Origin of the sequence: Acetobacter sacchari (genome assembly GCF_017377715.1) — a bacterium.
Taxonomy (GTDB): Bacteria; Pseudomonadota; Alphaproteobacteria; order Acetobacterales; family Acetobacteraceae; genus Acetobacter; species Acetobacter sacchari.
The window spans coordinates 125,899-144,115 of sequence record NZ_JAFVMF010000005.1 but is presented as its reverse complement, the minus strand read 5'-3'; the positions used below and the strand labels follow the sequence as shown (position 1 = coordinate 144,115).

Here is an 18,217-nt window from a genome sequence, read left to right as displayed (position 1 = left end):
CCCGCGACGCATATCGTTTAATCTGTCCTGACGATCTGGACTGGAGGGCACACTCCATAAGAAAATCAACAATATTTCGTACTACACGCTACAAACACGATCACGACATTGAGCATCATCAGGATAGTCATAGCGCAAGGTGCATTGGGCGGCACGATTGCGCCGACTCACAGGAGTGATGTGCGTCGAGTTCAAGGACACAACTCTCTGTCCACGCTGGCATAGTCAGACCGAATGGGCTCATTCGATCTGACTATCCCCTACCGGATCACTCCCACCGCCATTCACTGATCTCTGGCATATCCTTGCCATACTCGCGCACGTACCGCGTATGCTGCACCAGCTTATCCCTGACCGACTGCTCAACGTAAGCCGTGCGCGCCGCAAAACGTGGCACACGTCTTACAATGTTCGAGACCAGATGAAATCTGTCCAGATGATTGAGAACCGTCATATCAAACGGAGTGGTTGTGGTTCCTTCCTCTCGATACCCATGGACATGAAAATTGGCGGCGTTTGCGCGCTTGTAGATCAGCGTATGAATAAGAGACGGATACCCGTGAAAAGCGAAAATCACAGGCTTATCGAGCGTAAACAACGCATCAAATGTCTCGCCAGGAAGCCCGTGAGGATGCTGTTCCGGAGACTGTAAAGCCATCAGATCCACGACGTTGACAAAACGCAGCTTCAGATCAGGCATCTGCTCACGCAGGATTTTCACCGCAGCCAGAGCCTCAAGCGTCGGCACGTCGCCCGCGCAGGCGACCACCGCATCCGGTTCCTCGCCGCGATCATTGCTCGCCCACTCCCATATGCCTACGCCCTTGCTGCAATGACTGATGGCCGCGTCCATATCCAGCCACTGCAAATCCGGTTGCTTTCCAGCGACAATCACGTTGATGACGTCACGGGTGCGAAGGCAGTGATCGGCGACATGCAGCAGCGTATTGGCGTCAGGCGGCAGATATATGCGTGCGATATCGGCTTTTTTCGTAGCAACGTGATTCAGGAATCCTGGATCCTGATGACTGAATCCATTGTGATCCTGTCGCCAGACATGCGAGGTGATCAGGTAATTCAATGAAGAGATCGGCTGCCGCCACGGAACCTCGCGAGACGTTTTCAGCCATTTTGCGTGCTGATTCACCATCGAATCAACGATGTGAATGAACGCTTCGTAGCACGAAAAAAAACCATGCCGCCCTGTCAACAGGTAGCCCTCAAGCCACCCCTGACAAGTATGCTCGCTGAGGATTTCCATGACCCGCCCATCGGGCGCCAGGTGGTCGTCGTAGTCGTATCGCGCGGCCTCCCACGCACGATCGGTCGCCTCCAGCACCGCATTCAACCGGTTCGAATTGTTTTCATCCGGCGACAAGACGCGAAAATTGGCCTGATCCCGATTGGCCGTCATGACGTCTCGCAGCCAGCCGCCAAGAACGCGCGTCGCCTCCGCCGTCGCCTGCCCGGGCCCACTGACAGCTACCGCGTGCATTGCATAGTCTGGGAGACGCAGGGGGCGCCGCAACAAGCCGCCATTAGCGTAAGGCGACGCGCTCATCCGCTTGTCGGCTTTTGGCACAAGCTCTGCGATATCGTCGTACAGCCTGCCCTGCTCGTCGAACAATTCTTCCGGTCTGTAGGAACGCAGCCACGCGTCAAGAACCGCCAGATGATCGCCTTTGGCGAGATCCGCGACGGGAACCTGATGCGCGCGCCAAAACCCCTCCGTCTTCAGACCGTCAACTGTCTTTGGTCCGGTCCAACCCTTCGGGCTGCGGAGAACGATCATCGGCCAACACGGACGAGACGGAGTATCCCCGGCACGGGCAGCATTCCGAATTTCACGAATGGAGGCGAAAGCCTGATCCATCGCCGACGCCATCGCCTGATGCATGGTTTCGGGATCGTCGCCCTCGACGAAAATCGGGGCGTGGCCGTATCCACGCAGCAGCGCCTCAAGCTCGCCCTTCGGAATACGCGCAAGAACCGTGGGATTCGCGATCTTGTAGCCGTTGAGATGAAGAATCGGTAATACGGCGCCGTCCCGGGTCGGATTGAGAAACTTGTTGGAGTGCCAGGACGCCGCTAGCGGCCCGGTTTCAGCCTCCCCGTCTCCGATCACGCAAGCGACCACAAGGTCAGGATGATCGAAAGCCGCCCCATAGGCGTGGGACAACGAGTATCCCAGTTCTCCACCCTCATGGATTGAACCCGGCGTGGTGGCGGCAGCGTGGCTGGGAATCCCCCCCGGAAACGAGAATTGTTTGAACAGCCGACCTATGCCCGCCTCGTCCCGGGTCACCTCCGGGAAATATTCCGAATACGTGCCTTCCATATAGGTGCTGGCGACGACGCCCGGCGCGCCATGTCCGGGCCCTGCGACGAAAAGAATATCCCGGTCCTGCTCCCGTATGATTCTGCTCAGATGCAGCCAAAGAAAATTCAACCCTGGAGTGGTTCCCCAATGCCCGAGCAGGCGCGGCTTCGTATGTTCCAGAGTCAGCGGCTCACGCAGCAGCGGGTTCGCCATAAGATAGATTTGTCCGACGGACAGATAATTGGCGGCGCGCCACCAACGTTCGAATACATCCAGTTCCTGTTGGCTCAACGGTGTCTTCGGCGTCTCTGTCATCGTCGACTCCTGTGAATTCGTTTTATCCCGATCACGATTTAATGCGCCGGATTCGATTGTTTTCTTCAATGCCCCGCGCCGACCGGGTCTCCGTCATGAAGACGATCTCGCACGGCGCGCAAGATCATGACATCTTCATCGGTCGGCTCCACCAGAACGCGAACACGACTACCAGAAGTCGTAATAACGCCCTTCCCCACTCGGTTCGCTGCGTCGTCAAGCTCGACCCCGAGCCAGTTCAGAGCCTTACAGACGTCCTGACGAAGCTCGGCGTCATGTTCTCCAACGCCCGCAGTGAACACCAGCGCGTCAAGGCCACCAAGAGTCGCCGTCAATGCGCCGATTTCCTGCACGATCCTGTAAGTGAACAGGTCGAGCGCCTGCCGCACCGGCTCGCTGTCCTGCGCAACCCGTAACGCGCGCATGTCCGCTGAAAGACCAGAAACGCCGAGCAAACCGGACTGATGGTACAGGATATCGACGAGGTCTTCGTAGCTGCGCTGTTCCGTTCCGAGCATATAAAGGAGCGCCCCCGGGTCTATGAGCCCTGTTCGCGTGCCCATCATCAGGCCGTCCAGCGAGGAAAACCCCATCGTGGTCTCGACGCTTCTTCGTTCACGCATGGCGCACAGACTCGCGCCGCTGCCCAGATGCGCTACGATCACCTTGCCCTCCGCGATGTCCGATGCAATCTGCGGCAGGCGTTGAGCGATATAGGCGTAGGAAAGGCCATGAAACCCGTAACGCCGGACCCCCGCGTCCCTATAGCGCCGGGGAAGCGCGAAACGGGTCGCCACATCGGGCATGCCGCTATGAAAGCTTGTGTCAAAACAGGCAATTTGCGGCATTTCCGGCCACTCCTGCGCCAGCGCGCGTACTGGCGCCAGAGACGCAGGCTGATGCAGCGGATCGAATGGCGTCAGCGCCTCCAGGTCTTTCAGAACCTGAGGCGTTATGCGAACCGGTTCGACGTATTGGCTGCCTCCATGCACGATGCGGTGCCCGGCTGCGACCAGACGAACGTCATCAAGGCGAGCCTCTATCCAGTGAATGAGGGACGTTAGCGTGCGCGCCGAGAAGCAACCGGACGAAGAGGCCTCCACATTTGACTCTCCACCCAGGGCCTCGTCCGCGAGCGTCTCTCCCTGACTTCCCGTTGCGCGCAAACGGACGCGCGTTCCGTCAACTTCGATGAATCCACTTATTAGCGCCGCCTCTGAAGCGCGGTCGCTATTTTGTCCATCAGAATAGACACTGAATTTGAGATTCGATGAGCCGGCGTTCAGAGCGACAACGGCTTCGGCCATGTTTCTCTCCCTTGCCGTGTCTTTATTGACTGAAAAACGCCACTGGGGAGCCCCCGCCTGACCACACCCTTTTGAATAAACCCTGCCAGAGTAAGGTTTTTTGAATGAACAAAGCTATTCGCGAAGCACAGAAGTCCATAGGGTTATAGCTAAACCGACGCCCCCAGGAGCGCTCCGGGCGTTGACGCCAGACGTCGACAATCCAGCGTAACACCAATGAACGGATACCAAGCGAAAGCAGTCTACCCTACCGCAGTCAGCTTATGCCAATCGAATCCTACTTAACATGATCGAGATCAATTCGCGCCGTCCGGTTAAGCAAGATCGTAGTAACTCTGCTCAAGGCGAAAATGGGGCGAATAGGCTGGATCGCGAAGATACAGCGGATTATTGCCCCACTTTACATGCATGTGTCGTGTCTCCTCCTGGAAGCGCGCCTCATGCTCCGGTCGGTCATCGCTGCCGCGCGACAATCCTTCGTGGTGCACGGCCACGAAATCGTTGCACTGTATAATCCGCCAACCGGCGTCCCGCAGTTTGAGGCAGAAATCGACGTCGTTGTACGCGACCTTCAGATTTACTTCGTCGAATCCATCGACCTCGCGGAACGCTTCGGCTCGAACGAGCATGCCAGCCGCGGTTACCGCTGTCGTTTCGTGCGACAGCACCGCCCGCCCAATATAACCGTAATCATTTCCCGGAAGGCCGCGATGCACGTGCGTCGCCACTCCGTCCGGCCCGACCGCGACACCGACATGCTGCACCGCGCCGCTTGGATAAAGGAACTTGCCACCGACCGCACCGATGTCATCCCCCACCAGAGCCTCGGACAGCACAATCGACAGCCATTGCGGATCATGCATGAACAGATCGTTGTTCATGAAAAATAGAAATTCGGACTGGCTTTTCGCAGCCGCCAGATTGTTCAGGCGAGAATAATTGAATTCCTCTCGCACGGACATCACGCTGACGCGTTTGTCGCGAACGATCTCTTTACAAAAATCCGCAGCTTCCTGTGTCGCAGACCAATTATCGACGAGCACGATATTGAAATGCTTATAATCGGTGTTCTCAAGCAATCGCTCGACGCATTCACGCGTCGTATCGATCTGGTCCTTGAACGGTATGATAATCGTCACGTCCGGCGTTCGCAGCAAGGACCACCTTACATCATAAATCGTGATCTCATTAAGCGCTTTCACTTCCGCCGTGTGACCAATTCTTCTCAGATGATCGGTGACCGCCTGCACGCCCGCCTGCACCGCATATTGCTTGTTAGCGACCGTCGTGGCGGTCGAATTTGGCGTCTTGCGCCAGTGATACAGAACTTCAGGAACGTGAAGAATCTCATCCCGCGGGACGATTTCCGTCAACCGAAGCATGAGATCGTGGTCCTGTGCCCCGTCATATTGCGCACGCAGGTCCCCTGCCTCGCGCAAAATATCGGCCCTCACGAGGGTCAAATGACAGATGTAATTGCATCCCAGAAGATAACGGTAATCAAAATCGGGCTTGAAGTTCGGTTCCTGAAACACGCCGGCGTCATCTATCTTGTCTTCATCGGAATAGATGATTTTCGCCTCAGACCCATGACCCGCCTGGAACATGCTCTCAAGCGCAACATCCACGAGCAGATCATCGTGATCGAAAAACGCGATCCATTTCCCCCTCGCCGCGGCTATCCCGGCGTTCGTAGCTCCGGCAATGCCGACATTCTTGCGCAGACGCAGCAACTTGATGCGCGGGTCGGAGCGACAGTATTCCGCCAGGCGTGCAGCGACCTCAAGAGACTTGCCCCCATCATCAACGACGATAAGTTCCCAGTTGGTCCAGGTCTGGGCGATCACGGATTCCACGGCCGCGATGAAGTGGTCCATATCGGGCTTGTAGGTGGGACAGATAACACTGACCAACGGTTGCTCGCCAGCTCCGCCTCCAGACGCCACGCGGCGCTCCGCGACGCGAGCGCGTAGCAAATCGAAATACTCACGCGCCCAGGCGTCATAATCACCAAGCGTATGACGCGCCTTCGGCGTAAGATCCGCGATCTGCGTGCGTAACGCCGATATCTCGCGATGCAAGCGATCAACGGTTTCGCCCAACAAAAGCAGTCGCGCCTCCAACTGGTCATCGACCACGCTGGTTACGACCGGACTCCCAGTCAGCTCGACATTTTCAGGGATGACGTGGAAGCTGAAGCGATGCGCTCCGGCACGCCGCTGATTGCGTGGAATCGCGACCTCAAACCCGCAATTCGGGTCGCCGCCGATAGCCGCCGCGACATCGCCACGGAACCGATCCGCCCTGACCTGCTTGAACGGCGCTCCGTCCATATGGATCGCCACGTCGCACGCCCCCAGCCTCGCCCCGGAGGCAGGATCGACACGCTGAACCCAGCCGCGCAGTGCGCCGGCCCGGAATCCATCGACAAACGAGTCGAACTTGAACCGTGGCGCCAGCATGAAAACGATATCTTCGTGCCGTATCTGCCCGTCATTCGCCGCCAGAGATGGCACGATCGACCGGTCAGGAAAACGCAGGCCAAGCCGGTGCTTGAGACCGTCGACCACGGAGTCCGGCAAAGTGAACGCGAATCCCAGACGCGGCGTCATGACGCCGATACTGGCCTGAACATCCTGACGGAGCTGGTCGCAGACGACAGTGCCTATTTCCTGCTCATCGAGCAGAACGTGCAATTTTACAGGCTCACGTGGCGACGCAAGATTGCAGGCCCACCCCCTCAATTCGCGCCCATCGAGACTATCGAAGTAACCGGCGAATTGAGCGACGCGCCGTGTCGTCGCCAGGGGAGCGTTCATCGAATATCCTCGTCGTCAACATGGCCACCGGAGCATTGCCGCCCGGACGAGGTGAGTGACCTCGAAGCGTTCAAACCCGGCGTGTAAAAAACATGCGAAAATTAAAGATCAGGCGGATGGCGCTCACCGCTTCCGATTACAAAATCCTGGTCCGCTCGTACGACGAGCGCTTCTTATGTGCCGGAGCGCTCTCCCCACAGCCAGTCAAACCGGCCAGCTCAATTCACAGCACACCCTGCCGCATTCCCGCCACTCAGACAACAATGCGGCCCCCAAACACTGCGCAACTCTTAACGCGAGAACCTTACGGACGGTCGGTTAATTTTCAGGAAATGCGCCATCGCCTTGCGCGCTCGGCCCGCGTCGAGACCAATGGCTATGAGCCCGCCGATCTGGGCCGGGTTCTGCGCCAGAGATTGCAAGAGCATACCAATCTTCACCCCCCCTTCGGGGCTGAGGGCGAACGCCGTCGCGGGCGGGAGTGTACGTGACGCGGAATCACAGACCGCCCGCAACGCGGCGAACGGCAGGCGCGCCTCACGCGCTCGCTGCGCGACAAAGCCGCTTTCCATATCCAGAGCGCAACAGCCGCTTTCGAGACCCAGGCGCTGTTTGTCTTCCGCCTTCAGAACGACCGTGTCGCTGTGCAGCAGAGCGCCGCCCACAGTTACGCCATCCTTCGCCCCGAGCGCGCGTCTTAGCCTCGGGTCACACGGAACGACCCGTCCGTCCACCGCAATTGCGTCGGGAATAATAATGCTTCCGGGCGCCAGCGCCGGATCGAGTCCGGCCGCGAGCCCGAAAGACACCAACCCCGACGCCCCCGACGCGACCAGCCTGTCGACGCCTCGTCGCGCTCCTTCCGGCGTAGCGCCGCTGATCGCGATCGGCGCGTCAGGAAAAAACTGGCGCAACAGAGCCGCTTCGGCTTTCAGGCCGACAAGGAAACCGACATTCCGGTCGATCACGGCGAGCGAGCCGCCGGGTGCGGCGTCAGAAGCCAAAGGCGACCTGCCGTGAGTTGCTGTTTTCCAGATTGCGATAACGCGACAGCGCCAAAAGAGGGAAGAACATCCTGTACCCGTGGTAACGAAGATAGAACACGCGCGGGAATCCGACGGCGTTATAGGGCTGTTCCTGCCACTCGCCGTTTTCGTCCTGCTGGCTGGCCAGCCACGCCACGCCACGCGCCGTCGCAGGGTCGTCCCTGCGGCCAACCGCCATCAAGCCAAGCACAGCCCAGGCGGTTTGCGACGGCAGGCTTTCCTTGTAAGCGCCGCGCGGGCCATCTTCATAGCTCTCACACCCCTCACCCCAGCCGCCGTCCGGACGTTGCACGGAGCGCAGCCACTCCACCGCACGCGACACCGCCGGATCGTCGTGCGAGACGCCAGCTATGTTGAAGGCGCACAGGGCCGACCACGTGCCGTAGATATAGTTCGTGCCCCAGCGCCCGAACCAGGAGCCATCTTTCTCCTGCTCCCGACGCAGATACTCGAGCCCGCGTTCGATGACGGGCCGGTCTTCGGGGTTTTTGAGTTGCGCAAGAAAGGAAATACAGCGCGCCGCCACATCGACCGTCGGCGGGTCAAGCAACGCTCCATGATCCGAAAACGGAATGTGGTTCAGCAGCTCCTTGTTGTTATCGACGTCGAATGCGCCCCAGCCACCGTTGCTGCTCTGCATGCCGATAATCCACTGGCGCGCCCGCTCGATCGCCTCGGCGCTAGCCGGGTCGCCCTCGCGGTGCAGCAACATGCCGACGACCGCGGTATCGTCGACGTCCGGGTAATAATCGTTGCCGTACTGGAACGCCCAGCCGCCGGGCGGCAAGTCGGGACGGTTGATCGCCCAGTCGCCCTTCACGTCGAGAATCTGTTTGGACCGCAGCCACTCTCCTGCTTTGGAGAGATCCGCCTTCGTCTTCTCCGGCTCCACGCCCTGTTGACCAGACGCAGCCTCAATCAGCGCATGACCGGCCAGCCCAGTGTCCCATATCGGGGAAACGCACGGCTGAAAGTAAATCTCGTCGCCATGATCAATCGCCAGCGCCCGGACGGACTCCCAGGCTGTGCTGGCGCGCGGGTCACTGTCGGGGACGCCGAGCGCGCGATACATCATCACGGAATTCGCCATGGCCGGGTAAATCGCGCCCAGTCCGTCACGTCCGTTCAGACGCGGCTCGATAAACCGCACTGCCGCATCAAGCGCACGCCGATGCGTCGAGGCAGGAATGAGTTTCGTCGCCGGGCGCAGCACCTTGTCGAGCACGGTGAACGCCCTGCCCCACGTCGAGCGGTAGGGGCCGCGTATCCAGTCCTTCACCTTCTCCGGCGGCGTGACGAAAAGCTCTCGCACATGCACATCGCGGGGATTGAGCGCCACGGGTTTCAGCGCTGCGAGCACCAGCAGCGGCGCGATGACCGTCCGCGACCAGTAAGACATGTTCCACACGGAAAAGAACGCCGAACGCGGCAGCAGCATCAGCTCGACCGGCATGACCGGCATCGCGCGCCATGGCACCTCCCCGAAAAGTGCGAGCTGGAAGCGCGTAAACACGTTGGTGCGCTCCGCGCCGCCGTGAGCAAGGATAGCTTCTCGCGCGCGCCGCATATGCGGCGCGTCGATGTCGTCGCCGATACATTTCAGCGCGAAATACGCCTTCACAGTGGCAGAAATGTTGAAGTCGCCATCATGGTAAAGCGGCCAACCGCCATGTGCGCCCTGAATACGACGCAGATAAACACCCACCTTCTGTTCAAGTTCGTCGTCGATACGATCAAGGAAGTGTTCCAGCAGCACATATTCGGCCGGGATTGTCGCATCCGATTCAAGCTCGAACACCCAGTGGCCATCGTCACGCTGCCGACTGGAGAGAGCGGCGTGCGCATTCCTGACCAGTCGGTCGAGTTCACCGGGGTCCAACACCGGAGCGGCTGGCGCCGCGACACCCGTCGGCAGTGTATCGGCAGCGGAATCCGTGACGTCCAACATGATCTGCAGTCATCCCTCCTCGAATCCGACTACCCCCGGACGCGTCGCCCAACAAGGCTCACGGACGGGATACTCGACGCCGGACATCAATCTTCCGGGCGACCACTTGGGCCGCCCCGTATTCTCTCGCAGCGCAGGCAAAACAGCACCGACGCACGACTGTAAAACCCAAACCGATCAGCGCCTCGCGCTGCTCTCCGAATATGGCCCACGCAGGCCAAGAGCCTTGACTGCAGCGACGCCGGAACGAATGGCGCCGTCAATCGTGGCGGGCAATTGCGTCGCCGTCCAGTCTCCGGCCAGCGCAAGATTTGCAAGAGAGGTCCGCGCTTCAGGCCTTCGACGCAGTTGATCCGGCGTCGCCGCGAACGTCGCGCGCTTCTCCCAGACCAGACGCGTTCCGGCGGGCTGGAGCGGCAACGGCGTGTCGAGCATGGCGTCCAGCGCGCGCCGCACCTCGTTCCAGATGACTGCGGTCAGTTCCTCCGGATCCCGGTCGGCGTAACGGTTGGCGGCGCTGACTGTCACCGACACAATATCGTTCTTGAGGAACACCCACTCCGTGACCGCGCCGATCACGCCGATGAAACCGGCTTCGCCGAGCGAGCCCAGAGCCACAGGGGGCCTGTCCAGCCGGAAATGCGCGTTCAGGATGCTCTCGAACCGGTCTGGCGCGTCGAAATCCTGCACAACGTCGCGCAGCAAAGAAGACGCCACCTGCGCCGGAACAGCGAGGATGACCACGTCGTCATCCCCGACATCGACGACATCATCTGGAAAACGCAGCGCTGTCACGCGTCCATCGGCAACGTCAATCGCGGTGACGCGACTGCCGGTCCTGACCTCCGCCTTGAGCACGTCGAGATGCGCCAGCGCCGGATCGACGAGACTTTCCGACAGGCCGATTTTCGGAAAACGCGGCAGACAGGCCCTCCCGCCCCTGGCCAACGACTCACGCACCACATAGCCCAGCAGAGCGGCGCTCGCCTCGTCGCTCATCGTATTCAGGGCAGCGATGGAGAACGGCTCCAGCAGACGCCGTGAGAACGCTCCGTGCGACAGGCATTCGGCGACCGTCTGGTCCGGCCCCGCTTTCATCAGGCGATTGAGGCTGGCCAGTTCGCTGAGCCGCATCCCCGGGACGCGGCGCCCGGGGCTGAGCGTCCACCAGGGAATGCGCCCCATCGACAGATCGAGAGTCCACCTCCCGGACTCCGCCAGATCGACGAACGGAAAGATCGGTCGGTCCGGCCCGGTCAGCGTATCGTGCGCGCCGACGAGCGCGAGGTAGCGGAACACGGCCTCGTTCGCTGTCAGCAGAAGATGATTGCCGTTGTCAATGCGTCGTCCGAGTTTGCGATCCTCGTAGGATCTCGCGCGGCCGCCGCATGCCGGACCGGCCTCATGCACGATCACATGCTGCCCGCTGCCCGCGATCTCGACAGCGGCGGACAGCCCGGCCAGACCGCCGCCGACAATGTGAACTCTACGCGCCATGATCAGGCGACGAACGCGCGCGCCATGCCGGCGATCTTGCGAAACTTGCCGACCCGGATGGGTCGCGCGATATCCGCCCAGCCCCGCTGACGCAGCGCCTTGAGAATCGCGGCGTAGGAGCCGCCCATCATTCGCGCCGGGATCATGGCGCGACGATCACACTTCGCCATCGCGACGAAGGCCTGACGGAAATGGTCGTCCGCGCGAAAGGCAAGCACTGTCGCGACGCCTGCAAGCCCCGGAGCCGTCAGCGCCTTGCGCGGCTCCAGCGGCACGTCATAGCGGGTCAACAATTCACGCGGCAGATAAAGTCGGCCCAGACGGGCGTCTTCTTCGATGTCGCGCAGGATGTTGGTCAACTGCAGCGCACGTCCCAGATGGAACGCGACCTTGTCCGCCATCTCGGACGCATCTCCGAACACCCGGACGGACAGACGGCCGACAGCTGACGCCACACGGTCGCAATACAGATCGAGGGTCGCCTCATCCGGCGCCACGACCGGTCCGCACGCGTCCATCGCCATGCCGTCGATGATCGCTTCAAAATCAGCCTGCCGCAGATCGAAACGCCGGATCGTGGCGCGCAGGACGCGGTCCAACGAGTCTTCCGCCACACCAGCTTCAGGCTCCGCGAACAGACGCGCAACGCGCGCCCTCCACGCGTCGAGCTGCGCGACCCGATCGGCTTCGCCCTCTGCTCCGGGGCGAGACGGAGCGGCGTCGCCGTCCGCAATGTCGTCAACGATGCGGCAGAACGCGTAGACCGCGTACATGCCGAAACGTCGCTCTTCCGGAAGCACGCGCATGCCAGCGGCAAAAGACGTTCCCGCCTGCAGCACAATACCCTCGACCCGCGCGAGGTCCCCCACTCCGCAACCAAGCGGCTGCGCCATCTTCGCTGCGTTCATGTCGTTCCCTTCGGCAGAGCTGGCGCCAGCGCCCTTACGGCTCGCCACAGCACGACAGGCTGCTGCGGCCGCGAGACCGGCGCGGGCGAAGTCAGCCCGCCCCGGAGCCACCCGATCGGCCAGCGGATCACCCTTGCGCAGTCGCGCAGCCAGGCGAAAGGCCAGATTGATGACTGCGCCGCAATACATACGCATCCGCCGGTCGTGCACGAGCGAAACCAGCCCGGCCGCCTTTTCATTGAGCGCATCCACCTCGTCGAGCAGCGCGTCGAACACTGCGCGCAATTTCGGCGACATGTGCGTCGCAAGAACCGCGTCTGCGTCGAGGCCATGGAGCGCCAGAAAGTCGAGCGGCAGGTAGCTGCGCTTCAGCGTCCGCAGATCTTCCTTGCAGTCCTGCAAGTGATTCAGGATTTGCAACGAGGTGCAAAGCGCGTCGGACGCAGGGAAAGTCCGCTCGTGCTCGCCGTGTAGAAGAAGAAGAAAGCGGCCAACGGGATTCGCGGAGTAACGGCAGTAATCCAGCAGTTCCGCGAAGGTGTCGTAACGCGCCTTCGTGGCGTCCTGCCGAAACGCGACCAGCAGATCGGTCGCGACCTCGAACGGCAGACCCGTTCGCAGCAGGCTCACGCGAAGTGTGGCGCAGGAGCCGGAATCCGCGCGATCCGGAGCCTCCGCTTCGCCGCGGAGGATCGCCTCCATCGCGTCGAGACGGGCGACCTTCTCTTCCGGCGAGAGCAGAGAACTGTCGGTCACGTCGTCGCTGATTCGCGCGAACTTGTAATAGGCGTGCACATGCTCCCGAAGAACCTTCGGGAACAGGATCGAGCCTACGGGAAAATTCTCGTCGCCTTCGCCCTTGCCGGACGACACGTCCGGCGCGCGCCAAGGATCGATGGCTACGTCAGGCGCCGCCGGATCGACCGGCTCGGCGCCAGCGCTGCTCTCTTTTTCAAAATTTTGGGGCTCGTGCGACATCGCGGGTGCTTTACACCCTCGCCGCGCCGCTGCCTACAGCGCAGCTATGACGACAGACGTTTCGAACGTCACCGATCATGCTGAGCATCGGTGTAGGCGCGGTTTTTCCACCTCACGCCGCGTCCGCGATGATGATCGATCGCGGACCCGATCGTCGCGGCTGTATAGAAGATCGACACGAACGGCAAAGCCAGCGCCCATAGAGGCGATATGCGAAAACGGCGAAGCGTCGGCAGAAACGACGCCATCAGCACGATCCATACGATCAGCCCGACGAAACGTGGCGCACCATGCGTGAAAAGCGCCAGCCCCATCGGCGCGATCCACGTCACCACCATCGCAAGCACTGTCCCGACCAGAAGCCATGGCGAGTAACGAAGCTGCACGTACGCCGTGCGGGCGATCATTCGCCAGACGTCGCTCGCGTTGGGATAGGGACGAATCGAACGGGCCATACGTGAGTGTCCAAGATACAGCCCGCCGCCCGACCGCTTCACATGCGCCGCAAGTGTGCAATCGTCGATCAGTGCGCCGCGCAGCGCCGTAATTCCGCCGATCCGATCGAGCGCCGTACGACGAATCAGAATCGTGCCCCCAGCCGCCGCCGCCATTGCGTGGCGTCGATCGTTGACGAGGGCGAACGGGTAGAGCAGCGCAAAAAAATACACGAACGCAGGCACCAACGCACGCTCAGCCGCGCTCTCGCAGTTCAGTTCCACCATCTCCGACACCATGTCGAGATTCTCCGTCTCCGCTTTGGCGACCAGGGTCGCAAGGTGGATCGGATCATGCTCGATATCCGCATCGGTCAGCAGGATGTAACCATCTGTCGGCAGATTGGCCGCATGCAGGATTTCCTGCGCGCGCGACACGCCCTGCTCCACCGCCCAAAGCTTACCGCTCCAGCCTGCAGGTCTGGGTCGCCCGTTCACAACGGTCAGCCGCCCGTCGGGGTCAGGCAGCGCGCGGGCCAAAGCGCCTGTTCCATCCGCGCTGTTGTCGTCGGTCAGCACGACGCGCAGGAAGCCTGCGTAATCCTGAGTCAGCAGAGACGCGATACAGGCCTGAATGGATTCAGCCTCATCACGCGCAGGTACGACCACAACGACCGGAGGCGCTCCATGCGATCCCGTGTCGGGTGAGGCCGGTTGCAGAATCGGTCCCGCCTGCCAGAAGCGTCCGTGAAAGAAAATGAGCGCGATCCAAACAAGCGCGCACACCGCAGCCAATATCGTGGCCATCGGACTTTGTCCTTGATAGGGGCTATGTGGAAAAGCTCGATGCTGAAGCTTTCAGAGATTCGGCGGAATCCGTGCTTCATGAACGCCCCCGAGCAGCGCGATCAGATGACCGTGAATGTCGCCGTCCGGGGGACTCGGAAACGTAAGGATCAAAGGTTAGTTATGGCCGATTTTCTAGCCAAGCATTCCAGCTTCCCGGAACCATGCGACGGCGTCAGCCACAGCCTCCCGAGCCGGACGGGGTGCGTAACCCAAATCCCGGATCGCCTTGTCCGACGAGAAGAACATCTTCTTGCGCGACATCGCCAGCATCTCGCGGGTGACGCGGGGCTCAACCCCGAAGCGCCGCGAAAGCCACTCCGAAACGACTGCAACCGGCCAGATGACTTCCTGCCGCAGACTGATCCTGGGCGGCTTTACGCCTGCGATCTCAGACACCATGCGAAACAGATCGCCCAGAAGGTAGTTCTCGCCCCCAAGAATGTATTTCTCGCCGACGACGCCGCGTTCGAGCGCAAGCGCATGCCCCTCCGCCACGTCGTCGACGTGGACGATATTGACGCCCGTATCCACATAGGCGGGCATCCGTCCCGCCGCGCAGTCGAGGATCATCTGCCCGGTGGGAGTCGGCTTGACGTCGCGCGGGCCTACCGGCGTCGACGGATTCACGATCACCGCAGGAAGGCCACGGTCGCGCGTCAAACGCAACACCTCCTGTTCAGCACGATATTTTGACTTCTTATATAGGCCCACGACCCCGTGTTCATGCACTGGCGTCGTCTCATCTGCGCTGGTTCCGTCCCCAATAAGGCCAAGCGCGGCGACGGACGAACAGTAAACGATCCGCTCGACGCCCGCCCGCAAAGCAGCCAGCATCAAAAGCCGGGTGCCCTCGACGTTGGCCGCCATCATCGGCGCAGGGTCAGGCACCCACAGGCGATAATCCGCCGCGACATGGAAGACATAGCGACACCCGTCGACGGCGCGAACGAAAGACGCCGGATTGGAAAGATCGCCCTCGACCAGTTCAGCCTGAAGACCGTCTATATTCCGCCTGTCGCTACCCGCGCGGACCATCAGACGCAGGTTGTGGCCCCGCGCCAGCAGGTTGCGGGCGACGGCGGAGCCTACGAACCCCGTGGCGCCCGTCACAAGAGTTGGGTGAGACATGAGCGCTTTCTCTCCGGGCGTTATTGTGGGTTATTTGTGCGCGTGGCCGTACGTGTTCATCGCACGGCACTGATGCAGCGACCCGATGCTTATCCCGATCTCCGGCAAGTGCGCCAGTGGCCACGACCGCCCTTTTCGCATGCGAGATACGCCACCGATGCGCGCCAAGGCTCTGGACCGCACCCTCGTCAGTACGGCGACCTGACGCCAATTATCCGAGACTGGCGCACCGCAGGCGGGTAGTGTAATGGGCGTGCCAGTTTTTCCTGCGGGCGCCATATTGGGCTCCTTAAGCGCGGAAGTCCGCCCGGCGACCGGGATCGGCGATCCGATGCGGCTTTATCCCCGAACCCGACGCCCTCCGAGAAATTCGCCGGGTTTTGGACGGGGGCGGCGCCTGCCCCGCGGGTACCGACGCTGCGTTTCGATCCGTCGTCCCAGACACGCCCGACGAGGTTGGCCGCACGCTGCGGGACATGAGATGGGCTGCAGCCATGATGGACGATTGCCAACCTTGAAGAAGCTTACCATCCTGCTCAGCCTGCTGGGACTGGCCGGCGTCACCGCCGCGATGGCATGGAGCGGCTTCGGCTCGGTCGCGCACGCTGTGACGCGGATCGGCGTGCTCGGATTTGTGCTGACTCTGGTCGCGCAACTGTTGGTCGACACGTTGCTGGCGCTCGCGTGGAATGCCGCTTTCCCGAAGATGCCATACAGACATCTTCTGATGGCGCGCCTGGTGCGAGACGCGGCGGCGACATGCCTGCCTTTCTCCCAGCTCGGCGGAATCGTGCTGGGCATTCGCGCCACCTGCCTCACACCCGAACATTCCACAGGCGGCAAGGGCCGCACGGTCGTCGAATGGCCAGAAGCCGCCTGCGCCAATGTCGTGGACATCACGACTGAGGTTCTGGGGCAGATCGTCTTCGTATTGCTGGCCGTGACGTTACTGGTCGTCGGCGCCGGCGCGAATCCCCTGGTTAAGCCTGTCGTGATCGGCGCCTTTCTGCTGACGATCGGCGTCGCCGGCTTCATCTGGACGCAGCAGCGCGGCGGCGCCGCTGTACGAAAGGCCGTTGGTTTTCTCGGGCGTCACATCGCCGGACAGTGGCAGAACAGCATGATGGACGGCGCCGACACCATACAGGAGCGGATGGAGGAGGCATGGTCGAAGCCGCGCCAGATCATGGCCTCCGCCAGCCTGCATCTGCTGGGTTGGATCAGCAGCGCCGGAATTCTGTGGTTGACCTATCGTCTGCTCGGCGCGCAGCTCAACTTTCCTGATTCCATCGCCATCGAGGGCGTCACCTGCGGCATCATGTCAGCCTCCTTCCTCGTGCCCGCCGGGCTTGGCGTGCAGGAAGGAGCCTACATGACGCTAGGCCATGCGTTCGGTATTGACCCGTCTGTGTCGCTCGGCCTGTCCCTGCTTCGTCGGGGGCGCGAGCTGTGCATCGGCGTCCCCGTGTTGCTGCTGTGGCAGAGTTTTGAAATGCGCGCGCTCCGGCGTCGGGAAAGCGCGACGGTCGCCGCAGCGCCAGACGTTCCTGCGCCATTGCAAGCCAACGAACCGGCCAATTCAGTGGAGACGACGCGTGTCGGCTGATTCACTTCCTCAGGCGATCGAGCCGTGCTTCGACACACTCACTGTGATCGGGCCGGGCCTGATCGGTTCATCGGTGCTACGTCGTGCGCGCCAGGCCGGGACGCTCGCCCGGCGCTTGATCGCCGTGGAGATCGATCCTGCGTTTCGAGAACGCGTCACGACGCTCGGCATCGCGGACGAGGTGACAGGAGACGCCGCCTGGGCCGCGTCCGAAGCCGATTGCGTGATGCTGTGCGTGCCCGTGGGCGCGATGGGCGAGGTCGCTGCGACCGCCCTTCCCGCGATGCGCCCCGGCGCGATCCTGACAGATACAGGCTCGACGAAGATGTCGGTCATCGACGCGATACGCCCTTTCCTGCGCCCCGACGTCGCCTATGTTCCGGCCCATCCTATGGCTGGCACGGAATATTCCGGCCCGGACGCCGGCTTCGCGACCTTGTTCGAGAACCGGTGGTGCCTGCTGACCCCACTGGCGGACGCGGATGAGAAGGCGGTAGCGCGCGTCACCGAGTTGTGGCGGCTTTGCGGCGCTCGCACGAAGACGATGACCCCCGAACATCATGATCGGGTCTGTGCGATCGTCAGCCACCTGCCGCATCTGCTCGCGTTCACGATCTGCGGCACGGCGGACGATCTGGCCGACGAAACGCGTTCCGAAGTGCTCGATTTCGCGGCGTCCGGCTTCCGCGACTTCACGCGCATCGCCGCCTCCGATCCCGTCATGTGGCGGGATGTTTTCCTGTCTAACCGTGACGCTATTCTCGAAATGCTGGCTCGTTTCACCGAGGACGCGCAAGCGATGGCCCGCGCGATACGCTGGGGCGACGAGAGCTACATCGTCGACAGGATCGAGCGCGGGCGCAGCATCCGTCGGAGCCTGATCGAGAACAAGCAGGCCTGAGAAACTGCCAGAACAAACCGGACAAGCCGTGCGCGTCGTCCTGAGCGAGGGGCGATGTGACAGCCGCCTTCGTCAGGTTTATGATCGTCGGCGTGACGCAACGACGGCGTTTCCGCCGGTCCGCGCCTGACAATATAGGGACGCGCCAGCCGGGCTTCGCT

11 protein-coding genes and 1 pseudogene are annotated in these 18,217 nt (G+C 61.5%); 2 read left to right on the top strand and 10 right to left on the bottom strand.

Going from position 1 to position 18,217, the window contains the following annotated elements; translation table 11 throughout:
* Positions 1-268: 268 nt before the first annotated feature.
* The 10 genes and pseudogenes from J2D73_RS05850 to hpnA all read right to left on the bottom strand — a co-directional run bounded on the left by J2D73_RS05850 (position 269) and on the right by hpnA (position 15,549).
* On the bottom strand, positions 269-2,635 hold the full coding sequence (locus tag J2D73_RS05850) for a phosphoketolase family protein (RefSeq protein ID WP_207880244.1): 2,367 nt from the start codon (positions 2,633-2,635) through the stop codon (positions 269-271).
* 65 nt (positions 2,636-2,700) lie between these two features.
* Positions 2,701-3,942 carry an acetate/propionate family kinase gene (locus J2D73_RS05845; protein ID WP_207880242.1) on the bottom strand — a complete coding sequence of 414 codons (1,242 nt, stop codon included), beginning with the start codon at positions 3,940-3,942 and terminating at the stop codon, positions 2,701-2,703.
* A gap of 314 nt (positions 3,943-4,256) precedes the next feature.
* Positions 4,257-6,761: a glycosyltransferase family 2 protein gene (locus J2D73_RS05840; protein WP_207880241.1), complete on the bottom strand. Its 2,505-nt coding sequence runs from the start codon at positions 6,759-6,761 to the stop codon at positions 4,257-4,259.
* 290 nt (positions 6,762-7,051) lie between these two features.
* Positions 7,052-7,765 (bottom strand): phosphorylase family protein, encoded by a 714-nt coding sequence (locus J2D73_RS05835; RefSeq protein WP_243429687.1) that lies wholly within the window; start codon positions 7,763-7,765, stop codon positions 7,052-7,054.
* A complete protein-coding gene (shc, locus tag J2D73_RS05830) occupies positions 7,755-9,755 on the bottom strand; it encodes a squalene--hopene cyclase (RefSeq protein WP_207880239.1) in 2,001 nt (666 codons plus the stop codon). Before shc ends, J2D73_RS05835 begins: the two co-directional genes overlap by 11 nt.
* 177 nt (positions 9,756-9,932) lie before the next feature.
* Positions 9,933-11,252 (bottom strand): hydroxysqualene dehydroxylase HpnE, encoded by a 1,320-nt coding sequence (gene hpnE / locus J2D73_RS05825; protein WP_207880236.1) that lies wholly within the window; start codon positions 11,250-11,252, stop codon positions 9,933-9,935.
* A 2-nt stretch (positions 11,253-11,254) separates the two neighbouring features.
* Positions 11,255-12,160, bottom strand: coding sequence for a presqualene diphosphate synthase HpnD (gene hpnD / locus J2D73_RS05820; protein ID WP_207880426.1), 906 nt, complete (start codon positions 12,158-12,160; stop codon positions 11,255-11,257).
* Positions 12,161-12,226: 66 nt separating this feature from the next.
* Positions 12,227-13,138, bottom strand: a pseudogene (gene hpnC / locus J2D73_RS05815) (squalene synthase HpnC); the annotation flags it as partial.
* A gap of 68 nt (positions 13,139-13,206) precedes the next feature.
* A complete protein-coding gene (locus J2D73_RS05810; protein ID WP_207880234.1) occupies positions 13,207-14,379 on the bottom strand; it encodes a glycosyltransferase in 1,173 nt (390 codons plus the stop codon).
* 174 nt (positions 14,380-14,553) lie between these two features.
* The gene (gene hpnA / locus J2D73_RS05805; RefSeq protein ID WP_207880231.1) at positions 14,554-15,549 is read right to left on the bottom strand and encodes a hopanoid-associated sugar epimerase; all 996 of its coding nucleotides are present in this window, start codon (positions 15,547-15,549) and stop codon (positions 14,554-14,556) included.
* Between the two features lie 514 nt (positions 15,550-16,063).
* On the opposite strand from hpnA, the gene J2D73_RS05800 reads away from it, so the two are divergent.
* Both J2D73_RS05800 and J2D73_RS05795 read left to right on the top strand, forming a co-directional pair.
* Positions 16,064-17,155: a lysylphosphatidylglycerol synthase domain-containing protein gene (locus J2D73_RS05800; RefSeq protein WP_243429686.1), complete on the top strand. Its 1,092-nt coding sequence runs from the start codon at positions 16,064-16,066 to the stop codon at positions 17,153-17,155.
* Positions 17,145-18,056, top strand: a complete 912-nt coding sequence (locus tag J2D73_RS05795; RefSeq protein ID WP_341535031.1) for a prephenate/arogenate dehydrogenase family protein — start codon at positions 17,145-17,147, stop codon at positions 18,054-18,056. The genes J2D73_RS05800 and J2D73_RS05795 overlap by 11 nt, the downstream gene beginning before the upstream one ends.
* Positions 18,057-18,217: the final 161 nt, after the last annotated feature.

Coding starts and splice junctions, on each gene's coding strand:
- J2D73_RS05845 (WP_207880242.1), bottom strand. CDS start 3,942: ATGGCCGAAGCCGTTGTCGCTCTGAACGCCGGCTCATCGAATCTCAAA.
- hpnE (WP_207880236.1), bottom strand. CDS start 11,252: ATGGCGCGTAGAGTTCACATTGTCGGCGGCGGTCTGGCCGGGCTGTCC.
- hpnA (WP_207880231.1), bottom strand. CDS start 15,549: ATGTCTCACCCAACTCTTGTGACGGGCGCCACGGGGTTCGTAGGCTCC.
- J2D73_RS05850 (WP_207880244.1), bottom strand. CDS start 2,635: ATGACAGAGACGCCGAAGACACCGTTGAGCCAACAGGAACTGGATGTA.
- J2D73_RS05840 (WP_207880241.1), bottom strand. CDS start 6,761: ATGAACGCTCCCCTGGCGACGACACGGCGCGTCGCTCAATTCGCCGGT.
- shc (WP_207880239.1), bottom strand. CDS start 9,755: ATGTTGGACGTCACGGATTCCGCTGCCGATACACTGCCGACGGGTGTC.
- J2D73_RS05810 (WP_207880234.1), bottom strand. CDS start 14,379: ATGGCCACGATATTGGCTGCGGTGTGCGCGCTTGTTTGGATCGCGCTC.
- hpnD (WP_207880426.1), bottom strand. CDS start 12,160: ATGAACGCAGCGAAGATGGCGCAGCCGCTTGGTTGCGGAGTGGGGGAC.